General features: G+C 69.1%; 15 protein-coding genes. 8 read left to right on the top strand and 7 right to left on the bottom strand.

Translation table 11 applies throughout. From position 1 onward, the window contains the following. The first annotated feature begins 153 nt into the window (after positions 1 to 153). The 3 genes from AB4Z46_RS24525 (at position 154) to AB4Z46_RS24515 (ending at position 2,420) form a co-directional block, all read left to right on the top strand. The gene (locus AB4Z46_RS24525) at positions 154 to 525 is read left to right on the top strand and encodes a hypothetical protein (RefSeq protein WP_442286150.1); all 372 of its coding nucleotides are present in this window, start codon (positions 154 to 156) and stop codon (positions 523 to 525) included. Between the two features lie 108 nt (positions 526 to 633). After that, complete coding sequence (locus AB4Z46_RS24520; protein ID WP_442286149.1) at positions 634 to 885, top strand: hypothetical protein; 252 nt, start codon at positions 634 to 636, stop codon at positions 883 to 885. 38 nt (positions 886 to 923) lie between these two features. After that, positions 924 to 2,420, top strand: coding sequence for a CYTH and CHAD domain-containing protein (locus AB4Z46_RS24515; protein ID WP_442286148.1), 1,497 nt, complete (start codon positions 924 to 926; stop codon positions 2,418 to 2,420). Positions 2,421 to 2,429: 9 nt separating this feature from the next. Here AB4Z46_RS24515 and AB4Z46_RS24510 read toward each other — a convergent pair whose 3' ends face one another. From AB4Z46_RS24510 to AB4Z46_RS24485, 6 genes are read right to left on the bottom strand one after another with little or no spacing between them, the layout of a single operon-like run. Beyond that, the gene (locus tag AB4Z46_RS24510) at positions 2,430 to 3,359 is read right to left on the bottom strand and encodes a dihydrodipicolinate synthase family protein (RefSeq protein WP_442286147.1); all 930 of its coding nucleotides are present in this window, start codon (positions 3,357 to 3,359) and stop codon (positions 2,430 to 2,432) included. 9 nt (positions 3,360 to 3,368) lie between these two features. Beyond that, a complete protein-coding gene (yjfF, locus tag AB4Z46_RS24505) occupies positions 3,369 to 4,403 on the bottom strand; it encodes a galactofuranose ABC transporter, permease protein YjfF (protein WP_442286146.1) in 1,035 nt (344 codons plus the stop codon). Continuing rightward, positions 4,400 to 5,455 carry an ABC transporter permease gene (locus tag AB4Z46_RS24500; RefSeq protein ID WP_442286145.1) on the bottom strand — a complete coding sequence of 352 codons (1,056 nt, stop codon included), beginning with the start codon at positions 5,453 to 5,455 and terminating at the stop codon, positions 4,400 to 4,402. Before AB4Z46_RS24500 ends, yjfF begins: the two co-directional genes overlap by 4 nt. Before the next feature lie 8 nt (positions 5,456 to 5,463). Beyond that, the gene (locus AB4Z46_RS24495; protein WP_442286144.1) at positions 5,464 to 6,993 is read right to left on the bottom strand and encodes a sugar ABC transporter ATP-binding protein; all 1,530 of its coding nucleotides are present in this window, start codon (positions 6,991 to 6,993) and stop codon (positions 5,464 to 5,466) included. A gap of 20 nt (positions 6,994 to 7,013) precedes the next feature. Then, complete coding sequence (locus AB4Z46_RS24490; RefSeq protein ID WP_442286143.1) at positions 7,014 to 7,979, bottom strand: ABC transporter substrate-binding protein; 966 nt, start codon at positions 7,977 to 7,979, stop codon at positions 7,014 to 7,016. A 53-nt stretch (positions 7,980 to 8,032) separates the two neighbouring features. Then, complete coding sequence (locus AB4Z46_RS24485) at positions 8,033 to 9,487, bottom strand: aldehyde dehydrogenase family protein (protein ID WP_442286142.1); 1,455 nt, start codon at positions 9,485 to 9,487, stop codon at positions 8,033 to 8,035. Between the two features lie 88 nt (positions 9,488 to 9,575). On the opposite strand from AB4Z46_RS24485, the gene AB4Z46_RS24480 reads away from it, so the two are divergent. The 5 genes from AB4Z46_RS24480 (at position 9,576) to AB4Z46_RS24460 (ending at position 13,966) form a co-directional block, all read left to right on the top strand. After that, positions 9,576 to 10,535 carry a LysR family transcriptional regulator gene (locus tag AB4Z46_RS24480; protein ID WP_442286141.1) on the top strand — a complete coding sequence of 320 codons (960 nt, stop codon included), beginning with the start codon at positions 9,576 to 9,578 and terminating at the stop codon, positions 10,533 to 10,535. A gap of 32 nt (positions 10,536 to 10,567) precedes the next feature. Next, positions 10,568 to 11,473 carry an SMP-30/gluconolactonase/LRE family protein gene (locus AB4Z46_RS24475; RefSeq protein WP_442286140.1) on the top strand — a complete coding sequence of 302 codons (906 nt, stop codon included), beginning with the start codon at positions 10,568 to 10,570 and terminating at the stop codon, positions 11,471 to 11,473. A gap of 146 nt (positions 11,474 to 11,619) precedes the next feature. Beyond that, a complete protein-coding gene (locus AB4Z46_RS24470) occupies positions 11,620 to 11,970 on the top strand; it encodes an alpha/beta hydrolase (RefSeq protein WP_442286139.1) in 351 nt (116 codons plus the stop codon). 253 nt (positions 11,971 to 12,223) lie between these two features. Then, positions 12,224 to 12,877 carry a response regulator transcription factor gene (locus tag AB4Z46_RS24465; protein ID WP_442286138.1) on the top strand — a complete coding sequence of 218 codons (654 nt, stop codon included), beginning with the start codon at positions 12,224 to 12,226 and terminating at the stop codon, positions 12,875 to 12,877. A gap of 123 nt (positions 12,878 to 13,000) precedes the next feature. Next, entirely contained in the window at positions 13,001 to 13,966 is a 966-nt protein-coding gene (locus tag AB4Z46_RS24460; RefSeq protein WP_442286137.1) for a formylglycine-generating enzyme family protein, read from the top strand. A 47-nt stretch (positions 13,967 to 14,013) separates the two neighbouring features. Here the strand turns inward: AB4Z46_RS24460 and AB4Z46_RS24455 are convergent, their stop codons facing one another. Continuing rightward, positions 14,014 to 14,454 carry a glycine zipper 2TM domain-containing protein gene (locus AB4Z46_RS24455; protein WP_442286136.1) on the bottom strand — a complete coding sequence of 147 codons (441 nt, stop codon included), beginning with the start codon at positions 14,452 to 14,454 and terminating at the stop codon, positions 14,014 to 14,016. Positions 14,455 to 14,456: the final 2 nt, after the last annotated feature.

Raw genomic sequence — 14,456 nt, 5'->3', positions numbered from 1 at the left:
CGTCCGGCATCGGACGCGACCCTGTCTGACAGCAAGGCGCGCCTCCGGGCCCTCGCGCCCGGCCCCGCCGTCCCACACGCTCCTTCTTCATCGGGCCGCAGACTGAAGGCCTGGGGTGGCGCGAGTCCGCGCCGCCATGAACAAGGAGTCACCATGAACACCGCACTGCATTCCTGCTTCGCCGCCCTGCTGGCCGCCGGCAGCCTCGCCGGCGCATCGGCCGCCTTCGCCGCCGGCCCGCCACTCGGCTCGATGCCCGGCTCACTGCCTTGCGACGGCATGCTGCAGGACAAGGCCGCCTGCCTGCGTGAACGAGGCGCAGCGGCCGAGACGGCACGCCGGGGCGGCTTCCCAGCGCCGGATGCGGCCACCCTGCAACAGAACGCGCTCGCGCGCTGCGCCCGGCAGCCGGAGAGCGACCGCGAGGCCTGCGAGACCCGGGTCATGGGCGGCGCTTCGACCACCCTGACCGGCAGCGTGCTGGGCGGCGGCGTGATTCGCCAGGCCGAAACGCCGGTTCGCTGAACGCGGCATGGCGGGCCGGCAATACCCGAGCCCGTCATGTGACTGTCACAAAGCGCATGCGGGCGCTGGCTATAGTCAGGGGAATGTACTAACGAGGAAGATTTCCCCATGAACGCCATCAAGGTCGCCCGCCGATTCATCGAAACGGACCCGGCCAACGCGTCTGCAAAGATCCTCGCCCGATTGGTTCTGGCGCTCGAATCCGAGGCCAGCTTCGAGCTGGTCACGCTCTATGAACTCGACTACAAGAGCTTCCAGCTGGCGATGGACATCCTCAGGGAATGGCGCCTCGACCGCTACTACGCGAGCAAGTCCAAGCTGTACGATCTATCGCTGCAGGTCAGCGAACTGAAGGAGTGAAGCCGGCGCCATCCGCGTTGGGGTCACCGAGTGACCCAGTGACCGAGTTCGAGCTCAAATTCCAGGTCGACGCGCCGAACCGGGCCGCGGTGGAAGCGGCCGTCGCGCGGGGACGTTCGCATCGCTCCCGGCTGCGCGCCCGCTACTACGACACGGCGGACGGCGCACTGGCCGCCCGGCACATCGTGCTGCGCGTGCGCAAGGAAGACGGCGCCTGGATACAGACCGCCAAGGCCCCGGGTGCGAGCCCTGTCGAGCGCCTGGAACACAACGTCGAGCTGCCGCCCGTGCGGGCCGGCGAAGCGCCGCTGCCGCTGGCCGGGCGGCACGACGGGACGGCGGTCGGCGAGCGGATCGCCCTGGCCCTGCGCCAGGCCGGGCACGACCCGGCCGAGGTCGAGTGGGTGCCGCTGTATGGCACCGATGTCTGGCGCACCACGCGCGAAATGCGCAGCGGCGACGCGCTGGTCGAACTGGCCTTCGATGTCGGCGAAGTGCGCAGCGGCGAGCACTCGCAGCCACTGTGCGAACTCGAGATCGAGCTCAAGCTCGGCAGCGCCTCGTCGATGCTCGAGCTTGCCCGGCGCTGGCGCGGACGCTACGGACTCTGGCTCGACACCGTATCCAAGTCCGAGCATGGCGAGCGGCTGGCGCGAGGCCTGGCCTACGGCCCGCCGACCAAGGCCCGGGCGCCTCGGCTGGACGCCGATGCCGATGGCCCGCAGGTGTTTCGCGCCGTGCTCGACAGCTGCCTGGCGCAGATGCTTCCAAACGCCAGCGAGGTCGCGGCGGGCAGTCCCGATCCCGAGCACGTGCATCAATTGCGGGTCGGCATCCGGCGGCTGCGCACCGCGCTGCGAGAGATGGCCGGCTTCGCGCCGGCGGTCGACCCGGCCTGGGAGCCCGTGCTGGTTGATACCTTCCGCGCGCTCGGCCGCCAACGCGATCGCGACCACGTGCTGCAGGTAGTGCAGCCGCAGATGCTGGCCCATGGGGCACCGCCCTTCGGCTTCGCGCAGGCGGCCGGCGAGATCCCCGAGGCGCAGGCAGTGGTCCGGGCGGCGAGCTTCCAGGCGGTCCTGATGGATCTGATCGCCGCCGCCCTTCCGGGCCGAACCGAGGGGGAGCCTGAGAAGAAGGGCGCACCGGCACGCAAGGCGCTGCGGGTCCGGCTTTCGACGCTGCATCGGCAGGTGCTGCGCGACGGCAAGCGCTTCGACCGCCTCGAGCCGGCCGAGCAACACCGCGTGCGCAAGCGCCTGAAGCGGCTGCGCTACCTGGGCGAATTCGCGGCTCCCCTGTTCGGACGGCGCGCCGCGCAGCGCTTTCTGGAACAGTTGGAGCCGGCGCAGGACGCGCTCGGCGCGCACAACGACGCCCAGATGGCGATGACCGCCTGCCGCGAGGGTGCCGCGCACGACGGGGCGGCCTGGTTCGCGGTCGGCTGGCTGGCGGCGAGCCAGCCGGCCAGCGCCGCACAGTGCCGCAAGGCGCTCGCCAAGGTCGCGGACCTGCGGCCGTTCTGGACCCGCTGAGCGGGCCCCTCAGCGCCCCCAGCGCAGCACCAGCGGGTCGAGGGCGCGCGCGGTTTCGATCAGCCCGGCGCGGGTGTCCGGATGCATCGCCGGCAATGGGTGGCGCGGCGCTTCGCAGTCGATCACGCCACCCTCCTTCATGAGCGCCTTGCAGGCCAGCAGCCCGGCCTGCCGGTTCTCGTAGTTGATCAGCGGCAGCCATTGGCGGTAGCGCTCGACAGCCTGTTCGCGGCGGCCGGCCAGGTGGTCCGCGATGATCGGCCGCAGGCCGTCGGGGTAGCCGCCGCCGGTCATCGAGCCGGTGGCGCCGGCGTCGAGGTCGGGGATCAGCGTGATCGCCTCTTCGCCGTCCCAGGGGCCTTCGACCGCGTCGCCGCCGAGCCGGATCAGCTCGCGCAGCTTCGACGCCGCGCCCGCGGTCTCGATCTTGAAGTAGGACACCTGTTCGATCTCCCTCGCCATGCGCGCGAGGAAAGGCGCCGTCAGCACGGTGCCGCTCGCGGGTGCGTCCTGGACCATGACCGGGATGCCGACCGCATCGGACAGCCGCGCGTAGAACTCGAAGATCTGCGGCTCGGGCACGCGGAACGTGGCGCCGTGGTAGGGCGGCATCACCATCAGCATCGCGGCGCCCAGGTCCTGCGCGCGGCGGCTGCGCTCGGCGCACACCCGGGTGCTGAAGTGCGTGGTGGTGACGATCACCGGCACCCGATCGGCCACGTGCCCGAGGATGGTGCGGGTCAGCAGCTCGCGCTCGTCGTCCGACAGCACGAACTGCTCGGAGAAGTTGGCCAGGATGCAGAGCCCGTCGGAGCCGGCGTCGATCATGAAATCGACGCAGCGCTTCTGGCTCGCAAGGTCGAGCTCGCCCGCTTCGGTGAAGGGGGTCGGAACGACCGGGAAGATGCCTTGGTAGCGGCGCGTCGGGATATCGGACATTCGATGAACTCAGTGAGGCCCGCCGCCGCGCGCGCTGAACAGGCGCTGCAGCAGGCAGAACACGAACAGCAGCACGCCGACCACGATGCGGGTCCACCACGAGCTCAGCGTGCCGTCGAAGGAAATCAGCGTCTGGATGATGCCCAGCATGAGCACGCCGAAAAGCGTGCCCACCACATAGCCGACGCCGCCCGTGAGCAGCGTGCCGCCGATCACCACCGCGGCGATCGCGTCGAGTTCGAGCCCGACCGCGTGCAGGCCGTAGCCCGACAGCATGTAGAAAGTGAAGACCACGCCGCCCAGCGCCGAGCAGAAGCCCGAGAGCGTGTAGACGCCGATCACGGTCGAGCGCACCGGCAGGCCCATCAGCAGCGCCGACTGCTCGTTGCCGCCGATCGCATACACGGCGCGGCCGAAGGGCGTGAAGTGGGCGACGAACACCGCCAGCGCCACCACCGCCAGCGCGATCAGCCCCGACAGCGAGATCGACGCGTCACCCCACACCGGCAGCCGCCACTGCGAGACCTTGGCATAGAACTCGTTGGTGATGCTGATCGAATCGATGCTGATCAGGTAGCAGAGGCCGCGCGCGAGAAACATGCCGGCCAGCGTCACGATGAAGGGCTGCAGCCGGAAGCGCTCGATCAGGAAACCCATGAAGGCGCCGAAGCAGGTGCCCATCGCCAGCACCAGCGGAATCACGATCGACGGGCTCCAGCCGTGCTTCTCGACCAGCGAGGCGGACACCATGGTGGTCAGCGCGATCACCGAGCCGACCGACAGGTCGATGCCGCCCGACAGGATCACGAAGGTCATGCCGACCGCGACGATGCAGACGAAGGCATTGTCGATCAGCAGGTTCAGGAACACCTGCGGCGAGAAGAAACCGTCGTAGAAAACCGAGCCCAGCGTCGCCATCAGCATGAAGAGCGAGATGGTCGCGGCCAGCGGCAGGTACTTGGGGTTGAGGCGCGCGGCCGCGGATCGGTTGCGCGACGCCGGCGCAACGCCCGCCTGGGATCTGTTCGACACGAGTGCGCTCATCGCACCGTCCCCCCGCGCGCCGGCCGCTGCGCCAGCTGCCGCAGGCCGGCGCGGAACTCCGGCGACTGCAGCAGCATCACCGCGAACACCACCACCGCCTTGACCACCAGGTTGATCTCGGGCGGCACGCCCAGCGAATAGATCGCATAGGTCAGCGTCTGGATGATCAGCGCGCCGATCACGCTGCCGACCAGGCTGAAGCGGCCGCCGGTGAGCGCGGTGCCGCCGAGCGTGACCGCCAGGATGGCGTCGAGTTCGAGCAACTGGCCGGCGTTGTTGCCGTCTGCGCTCTTCACGTTGGAGCTGATCAGGAGCCCGGCGACGCCGGCGCAGAAGGCGCAGAACATGTAGGCGCCCACGACGATGCGGCGCGCCCGCACGCCGGCCACGCGGGCCGCGCCGGGGTTGATGCCTACGGCCTGGATGAACAGGCCCAGCGCGCTGCGCGTGATCGCGAGATAGACCAGCGCGAACACCAGCGCCGCCACGTAGACCGAGAACGGCAGCCCGAGCAGGTAGCCGCTGCCGATGAAGAAGAAGGGCGCGTAGTAGATCGTGATGATCTGCCCGCCGGTGATCAGCTGCGCAATGCCGCGGCCCGCCACCATCAGGATCAGCGTGGCGATGATCGGCTGCATGCCGACGCGCGCCACCAGCAGGCCGTTCCACAGGCCGCAGGCCAGCGCCGCGCCGAGCGCGCCGACGATCGCCAGCCACATCGGGAAGCGGCTCACCTGTTCGGCCGCGCCGTTGCGCATCACCAGCGAGCCGCCGATCATCCAGGCCGCCAGCGCCGCCGCGATCGCCACCACCGCGCCGACCGAGATGTCGATGCCGCGCGTCGCGATCACGAGCGTCATCCCGAGCGACACCAGCACCAGCGGCGCCGCGCGGTTGAGGATGTCGATCAGGCTGCCGTAGAGGTGGCCGCTGCGCCACTCGAGGTGCAGGAAGTTCGGGTTGAAGGCGGCGTTGACCGCCAGCAACAGCGCCAGCGTGACCAGGGGCCAGGCCAGGCGGTGCCGGAACAGCCTTGCGATGACGTCGGGCATTGTTCTGCTCATGCGTCCGCCGCGATCAGCTCGTATACCGCGTCCTCGCTGCTGCCACCGGGCAGTTCGCCCACCTTGCGCCGGTCGCGCAGCACCGCGATGCGGTGCGACACGCGCACCACTTCGATCATCTCGGAGGAGATGAACAGCACCGCCGTGCCGCCGCGCGCGAGGCGCAGGATCTCCTCCATGATCTCCTGCTTGGCCGCGACGTCGATGCCGCGGGTCGGCTCGTCGAGGATCAGCAGCCGGGGCTCGATCGCGAGCCAGCGCGCCAGCACCGCCTTCTGCTGGTTGCCGCCCGACAAGAGGCCGATGGGCGTGTCGACGCTCGCCGTCTTGATGCCCAGCGCCTTGACGAAACGTTCCGCCAGTGCGGTCTGCTCGGCGCGCGACAGCGTGTTGCGCACGCCGCGCCGCGCCTGCAGCGCCAACGCGATGTTCTCCCGCAGCGACAGCTCGGCCACGATGCCGTCGGTCTTGCGCTCCTCGGGGCACAGCGCGAGGCCGTGCTTCACCGCGTCGGCGGGGCTCGCGAGTTCGACCACGATGCCGTCGATGCGCAGGCGGCCCTGGTCGGGCTTCGCCAGGCCGAACAGCAGGCGCGCCAGTTCGGTGCGACCCGAGCCGAGCAGCCCGGCCAGGCCGAGCACCTCGCCGGCGCGCACCCGCAGGTCGATCGGCTGCAACTGCCCGCGCTGGCCCAGGCCCTCGACCTGGAGCAGCGCCGGCGCCGCCTCGCCGATCGGCGGCAGTTCGGCATGGCCGCTGGCCTGCGCCGCGAACTCGCGCCCGACCATGGCCGAGATCAGGGCCTGGGGCCCCAGGTCGCCGGTCGGCCATTCGCCCACCCAGGCGCCGTTGCGCAGCACCGTGATGCGGTCTGACACCGCGTAGACCTGGTTCAGGAAGTGCGTGACGAACAGGATCGCGAGCCCTTCGCCGCGCAGCCGGCGCAGCACCGCGAACAGGCTCTTCACCTCCTCGTCGTCCAAGCTGGAGGTCGGCTCGTCGAGGATCAGCACCCTGGACGACAGGCCCAGCGCGCGCGCGATCGCCACCATCTGCTGCACCGCGACCGAGTAGCTCGACAGCAACTGCGTGACGTCGATGTCGACGTCGAGCCGTGCCAGCAGCGCGCGCGCCCCGCGATGCACCGCGGCCCAGTCGATGCGCAAGCCCTGCGCCAGGCCGCGCCGCGGATAGCGCCCGGCGAAGATGTTCTCGGCCACCGACAGGTTGGGGCAGAGATTCACTTCCTGGTAGACCGTGCTGATGCCCATGCGCTGCGCATCGAGCGGCGACGACGGCCGGATCGGCTGGCCGGCCAGCCGCATCTCGCCGCCGTCCGCCGGGTAGACGCCGGTCAGCACCTTGATCAGCGTCGACTTGCCGGCGCCGTTCTGCCCCAGCAGCGCATGAATCTCCCCGGCACGCAGGCGCAGCGCCACCCCCGACAGCGCCGGCACGCCGAGGAACTGCTTGTCGATGCCACTCAGCTGCAGCATCGGCACGTCGGAAAGATTCTCGTTGCTCATCGTCTCCAGGAACCTGGGGGTCAGTACTTCCTATTCGGGAACTCCGACTTCGCCACTTCCATCGGGAAGATGCCCTCCTTGGTCAGGATCCGCTTGGGCAGCGGCTTGCCGGCCTGGATGTCGGCGACCGCGCTCATCAGCTGCGGGCCGAGCAGCGGACTGCACTCGACCGAGACGTTGAGCTTGCCGGCCATCATGGCCTCGAAGGCGCCCTTCACCGCGTCGATCGAGATGATGATGATGTCCTGCGCCGGCTTCATGCCGGCTTCCTCGATGGCCTGGATCGCGCCGATCGCCATGTCGTCGTTGTGCGCGTAGAGCACGTTGATCTTCTTGCCCTCGGCCTTCAGGAACGCCTCCATCACTTCCTTGCCCTTGGCGCGCGTGAAGTCGCCGGTCTGCGACCGGATGATCTTGAACTTCGGGTCGGCCTTGATGATTTCCTCGAAGCCCTTCTTGCGGTCGATCGCGGGCGCCGAGCCCACGGTGCCCTGCAGCTCGACGATGTTGATCGGACCCTTGTTGTCCTTCTCCTTCTCGACCAGCCAGCGGCCGGCCTTGCGGCCTTCCTCGACGAAGTCGGAGCCCATGAAGGTCACATAGAGCGAGTCGTCCTTGACGTTGACGGAGCGGTCTGTCAGCACCACCGGAATCTTGGCCGCCTTGGCCTCCATGAGCACGGTTTCCCAGCCCGACTCGACCACCGGCGAGAAGGCGATGACATCGACCTTCTGCGCGATGTAGGAGCGGATCGCCTTGATCTGGTTCTCCTGCTTCTGTTGCGCATCGGAGAACTTGAGTTCGATGCCGGCCTCCTTGGCGGCCGACTTGATCGACTCGGTGTTGGCAGTGCGCCATTCGCTTTCGGCGCCGACCTGGGCGAAGCCCAGCACCGGTTTCTTCTGCGCCAGGGCGGGGCCCGGCAGCAGCGAGGACAGCGTCGCGGATGCGAGCGCGATGTTGAGCGTGCGACGGTTCAGCTTCATGATGTCTCCTGGTTGGCGTGGTGAAAAATGCGACTCTTCAATCCCGCAAGGTCTCAGGCGAGCACATAGCCGGTCTTGACGCTGGTGTAGAACTCGGCCGCATGCCGGCCCTGCTCGCGCGGGCCGTAGCCCGAGGCCTTCCGGCCGCCGAAGGGCACGTGGTAGTCGACGCCCGCGGTCGGCAGGTTGACCATCGTCATGCCGACCTTCGCATGGCGCTTGAAGTGCATGGCGCGCGACAGCGAGGTGGTGCAGATGCCGGCGCACAGGCCGAAAGGCGTGTCGTTGGCGATCTGCAGCGCATGCTCGTAGTCGTCGGCCCGCAGCACGCAGGCCACGGGGCCGAAGATCTCCTCGCGCGCGATGCGGTGCTCCGGCCGGGCCAGGAACAGGGCCGGGCTCATGTAGTGGCCGACCGTCGCGCGCTGCAGCGCTTCGCCGCCCCACACGTGCTCGGCGCCCTCCTCGACCGCGCTGGCGACCGCGGCCAGGTTCTGCGCCAGCTGCACGCGGTCCACCACGGGACCGATGTCGGTGCCGCGCTCCAGCGCATGCCCGACCTTGAGCCCTGCCATGCGGCGGCGCAGCCGCGCCACGAAGACGTCGTGCACGGCGGCCTCGACGACCAGCCGGCTCGATGCGGTGCAGCGCTGGCCGGTCGAGAAATAGGCGCCCTGCACCGCGCAGTCCACCGCCCGGTCGAGGTCGGCATCGGCCAGCACCACCAACGGGTTCTTGCCGCCCATCTCGAGCTGCACCTTGGCCCGCCGCCGCGCCGCGGCCTGCAGGATCTGCTCGCCGGTGGCGGCCGAGCCGGTGAAGCTGACCGCATCCACCAGCGGACTGTCGACCAGGGCATGGCCGACTTCGCGGCCGCTTCCCATCACGAGGTTGAAGGTGCCCGCCGGCAGTGCGGCGCGGCTGATGATCTCGGCCAGCGCCCAGCCGCAGGCCGGCACCAGTTCGGCCGGCTTGAAGACCACGCTGTTGCCCCAGGCGAGCGCCGGCGCGATCTTCCAGGCCGGGATGGCGAGCGGGAAGTTCCACGGCGTGATCAGTCCCACCACGCCGATCGGCTCGCGCGTGACGTCCACCTGCACGCCCGGACGGACCGAGGCGAGGGTTTCGCCGCCGCTGCCGCGCAGCGCCTCGCCGGCGAAGAACTTGAAGATGTGGCCGGCCCGCGCGGCCTCGCCGACGGCCTCCGCCAGCGTCTTGCCTTCCTCGCGCGCCAGCAGCAGGCCGAGCGCTTCGCGGCGCGCGAGGAGCTCGCTGCCGATCTGGTCCAGCGCGTCGGCGCGCCGCTGCGGCGTGCTCTGGCTCCAGTGGGGAAAGGCATCGGCGGCGGCGCGGACCGCCACCTCGGCCTGGCTGCGGTCGCCACGCGCGTACTCGGCCACCACCTCACGGGTGTCGGACGGGTTTTCGCTCAGGCCCATGGTGACGCCGCTCTCCCAGCGGCCGTTGATGTACTGCCGTGCTTTCTGCTGGAGATCGCTTCGCTTCAAGGTGAGGCGAGTCTAGGAATCGCACCCATATCTTTCCAATCAATATTTGGATGCAATACATACCTGAAGAAGCATTCAGGTAAACCCCATGACGAACTACACGCACTGGTTCATCCGTGCGCGTCTCAAGACCCGGCAACTGCTGCTGCTGGTGGCCCTGGCCGAGGAGGGGAACATCCATCGCGCGGCGCAGGTGCTCAACATGACGCAGCCGGCGGCATCCAAGCTGCTGAAGGACCTGGAGGACGTGCTGGAGGTTTCGCTGTTCGACCGCCTGCCGCGCGGCATGCGGCCGACCTGGTATGGCGAGATCATGATTCGCCACGCGCGGATCGCACTGGCGAGCCTGAACCAGGCGCACGACGAACTCAGCGCGATGAAGGCCGGGCGAGCCGGCCAGGTCAACATCGGCGTGATCACGGCACCGGGGCTGGTGCTGCTGCCTCCGGCGGTCGCGGCGGTGAAGCGCGAACAGCCGAACCTGCGCATCGCCGTCGAGATCGAGACCAGCCCGGTGCTGCTGGAACGGCTCGAGCAGGGCAAGCTCGACCTGCTGGTGGCGCGGCTCTTCGCCGAGCACGACAAGACCAGCCTGCGCTACGAGGCCCTGACGGAGGAACCGGTGTGCGCGGTGGTACGCCCCGGCCATCCGCTGCTCGGCATGGCCGGGCTCGGGCTGCGCGACCTGGTGTCCGCGGGCTGGATCGTGCCGCCCGCGGGCAGCGTGCTGCGGCATCGCTTCGAGCTCATGTTCCAGGAGGAAGGCCTGGCGCCGCCGATCAACGTGATCGAGACCGCGGCGCTGCTGTTCATCACGCGCATGCTTCAGCAAAGCGACATGATCGCGGTGCTGGCCACCGACGTGGCCCGCTACTACGCGGCTCACGGCATCGTCGCGCTGCTGCCGGTCGAGATCCCCTGCCACATGGACGCCTTCGGCATCATCACGCGCACCGACCGGCTGCTGTCGCCGGCGGCCAAGGTCATGATGAAGGCGCTGAAGGCGCAGAGCTTCGACGTCTATGGGCGGCGCTTCGAACCGGACTGATCGCGTCATCGCAGTTTCGCCAGGAGTCCCTCATGAATCCGATTCCCCGCCTCCTCGAAGCCCCGCGCTGCGTCTGGCCGGCCGCCGCGGCCCTCGGCGAAGGCACCCTGTGGTCGCAGCGCGAACAGGCGCTGTACTGGGTCGACATCCTGGAGCGGCGGCTGCACCGCTTCGAACCGGCCGGCAAGGGGCGCACCAGTTGGCAGTTCGACGAGGACATCTCGGCGCTGGCCGAGAGAGCGCAGGCGCCCGGGCTGATCGTCACGCTGCGGCGCGGCTTCGCGCTGTTCGATCCCGCCCGCGCCGACGCGACGCCCCGCTACCTCCACCAGCCCGAGGCCGAACGGGTCGACAACCGCTTCAATGACGGCAAGTGCGATGCCGCAGGACGGTTCTGGGGCGGAAGCATGGATGTCGCCTGCAAGGCACCCACCGGCGCGCTCTACCGCTTCGATCCCGACGGACGTTGCAGCCGGCACGACGACGGTTTCGCGGTCACCAACGGGCCGACATGGTCGCTCGACGGGAAGACGATGTACTTCAACGACACGGTTCGGGGCCGGATCCACGCCTACGATTTCGATGCCGTGGCCGGCACGCTCTCCAACAAGCGCCCCTGGCTTCGCTTCGCGCGTGGCGACGGCCTGCCCGACGGCATGACGACCGACGCTGCCGGCCGGATCTGGATCGCCCACTGGGGCGGCGCCTGCGTCAGCTGCCACGACCCGGTGAGCGCCGCGGAGCTCTGCCGCATCCCGCTGCCCACCCGCCACATCACCGACTGCGCCTTCGGCGGCCCGGGCCTGCGCACCCTCTACATCACGAGCGCCACCCGCGGTCTGACGCCGGCCCAGCGCGAGGCCGAACCGGAGGCCGGGGGACTGTTCGCGGTGTCCTTGGATGTGGACGGCCTGCCGGCCGCGCTTTTCGGCGGCTGAGCGCGGAAACTTCCGATCATTGTTTCCGCTCGGGCAACAGCGCGATTCTTTTTATGCGGGTTTTTACCTAGATGCCGGGGCTAAACTTGCCAGCACGGATCGCAAGAACGGTCCGGCCCGTTCATCCAAAGCCAGAAAGAAATCCAATGAAGACCTCGAAGATCCTCGCCGCCGCCGCCCTGTCGCTGCTCGCCGCCGCCGGCGCCCATGCCGAAATCTATGATGGCGTGCACGCCCTGACCTCGGCCAACAACCGCGCCGAAGTGAGCGCCCAGGCGGCCGTCGCCGCCCGCAGCGCCAATCCCTACGCCGAAGGCTATGCCAGCGGCGTGACCACGATCGCCAGCACCCGCGACCGCTCGTCGGTGCGCGAGGAGGCCGTTGCCGCCGCCCACGCCCCGAACCAGAACGTGCGCCGCGAGTCCTTTGCCGGCAGCGTGATTCCTTCGCAGTTCGGTGGTGCCCGCATCAGCACGACGCGCCAGGCCGCCCTGTAATCCGCGGCGCGCAACAACGACCGGCCCTCGCGAAAGCGGGGCCGGTTTTTTTTCGCCTCGGGCTTGGATATCCACCAATTCGTAAAACCAAATAGCTACATCAGTAGTCATTGAAGCCTCACTTACACCAAAGGGCAGCTTGTCACGCCCTTGGGCTGCGTGTTCAATGCACCTTCGCCGTCGGCGAATCCGGCCGCCTGATGGCGGGCGGCCAGCGCTGACCGGCATCTGGAGGTTCGGAATGGGCAAGTTGATGGCTTCGAATACAGACGGCGAAATTCCCACGATTCGGCTGATCGACGACGACGTCTCGTTTCGGCGCGCGCTGCAGCGGCTTCTCCGGGCCGCCGGCCACCGGGTGGCGGAATACGGCTCGGTCGGCGAGATGCTCCTCGAAGGCATCGGCAGCGCACCCGGCTGCCTGGTGCTCGACATCCACATGCCGGGCCCCAGCGGACTCGATCTGCAGGAGATGATCGCCAGCCAGCCCGAGCCCCTGCCCGTGATCTTCGTGACCGCCGAGGCCACGGTGCACGAAACGCTGCGGGCGATGAAGGCCGGCGCCGCCGATTTTCTGTTCAAGCCGGTCGACGGCGAGACCCTGCTGTCGGTCATCGGCAAGGCCGTGCAGGACGACGCCGCCCGGCGCCAGGCGCGTCGACGGCTGTGCGCGCTCCAGACCCGCTATTCCCGGCTCAGCCCGCGCGAACGGCAGGTCATGGAAATGGTGGTCAACGGTGCGCTCAACAAGCAGATCAGCGCCCAGCTCGGTGCCGCGGAGCGCACCGTCAAGGCCCATCGCGCGCACGTCATGGAGAAGATGGAAGTGAGTTCGCTGGCCGACCTCGTCCGGGCCGTGGGGCAGTTGGGCGTGTCACCCAGCGACGCCAGCCACGCCGGCGCCTGAAAGCAAGGACCGACCACCCCTGCGGAACCTGGGCCCGCTTGCCCCAAGGGGCAGCCCGAGCCGCCGCCCGACCCGATGGGCAACGCCGGCAGGCGACTCCATTATTCTTCAGCCATGCCCCCCATGTCCGACTCCACAGCTGCCCCCCAAACCGCCCCGCATCCCGCCATGGTGTGGATCCCCGACGGCAATTTCCTGATGGGGTCTGACCGGCACTATCCCGAGGAAGCGCCGGCGCACAAGGTGGCGGTGAAGGGATTCTGGATCGACACCCACACCGTGACCAACGCCGAGTTCAAGCGTTTCGTCGATGCGACCGGCCACGTCACGCTGGCCGAGCGTCCGGCCCGGGCGGAAGACTATCCCGGCGCCGACCCCGAACTGCTCGCGCCCTCCTCGGTGGTCTTCCGGAAGACGGCGGGACCGGTGGACATGGGCAATCCGCACAACTGGTGGACCTACCAGCGAGGCGCCGACTGGCGCCATCCGCGCGGCCCCTCCAGTTCGCTCCAGGGCCTGTGGAAGCACCCCGTGGTGCATGTCGCGTTCGAGGACGCCGAGGCCTACGCGGCCTGGGCCGGCAAGTCGCTGCCGACCGAGGCCGAATGGGAGTTCGCGGCCCGCGGCGGGCTCGAGGGCGCCGAATACTGCTGGGGCGACGAGTTCAAGGTGCGCGGCCGGTCGATGGCCAACACCTGGCAAGGTCAGTTTCCACGGCAGAACCTGCTCGAGGACGGCTACGAGTGGACCGCCCCGGTCGGCTCCTTCGCGCCCAACGGCTACGGCCTCTACGACATGGCGGGCAACGTCTGGGAATGGACCACCGACTGGTACCAGGAGCACGGCCGCATCACGCACGCCTGCTGCACGCTGGACAACCCGCGCGGCGGCCCGGTCGACGGCAGCTACGACCCGCGAACGCCCGAGGTACGCATTCCGCGGCGCGTCATGAAGGGCGGCTCGCACCTGTGCGCACCGAACTACTGCCACCGCTACCGGCCGGCCGCCCGCATGGCGCAGCCGGTCGACACCTCGACCTGCCACCTGGGTTTCCGTTGCATCGTGCGCGCCGGGCAGGCGCAGTCCTGAATGAAGAAGGAGCGGAACAGGATCGCCCCGCCCTTCCCTGTGGCCGGCTATTGGGGCAGGACGCGCGCGCCCTCGCCGCTGCCTTCGATGTAGACGCGCTGCCCGACGCGCAGCACCGTCCCCGTCGGCTGCGTCACCGAAACCAGCACGCCGCTCTTGGTGCGCACCACGATCTGCTCGCCGGCGATCGGCTGCGAATACCGGTTCGCGAGCTCCGAGCCGGCGATGGTGCCGCCGATGGCGCCCGCGACCATCGCCACGTCGCGTCCGGTGCCGCCGCCGATCAGGCTGCCGATGCCCAGGCCCGCGAGGCCGCCGACGACCGCGCCCACGCCGGTATGGTGCGAACTCTGGATCTGCGTCGGTGTGATCTGCTCGACGACCCCCTGGCGGATCTCCATCGATCCGGATTGCGAGCCGGGCGCGGCACAGGCCGCCAGCGTCAGGACCAGTACGAAAGCCGCAATGCGGGACAGAAAAGTCTTCATGA

The organism is Variovorax sp. M-6, from assembly GCF_052114385.1.
Taxonomy (GTDB): domain Bacteria; phylum Pseudomonadota; class Gammaproteobacteria; order Burkholderiales; family Burkholderiaceae_C; genus Variovorax.
This window is presented reverse-complemented; position numbering and strand designations above follow the sequence as displayed.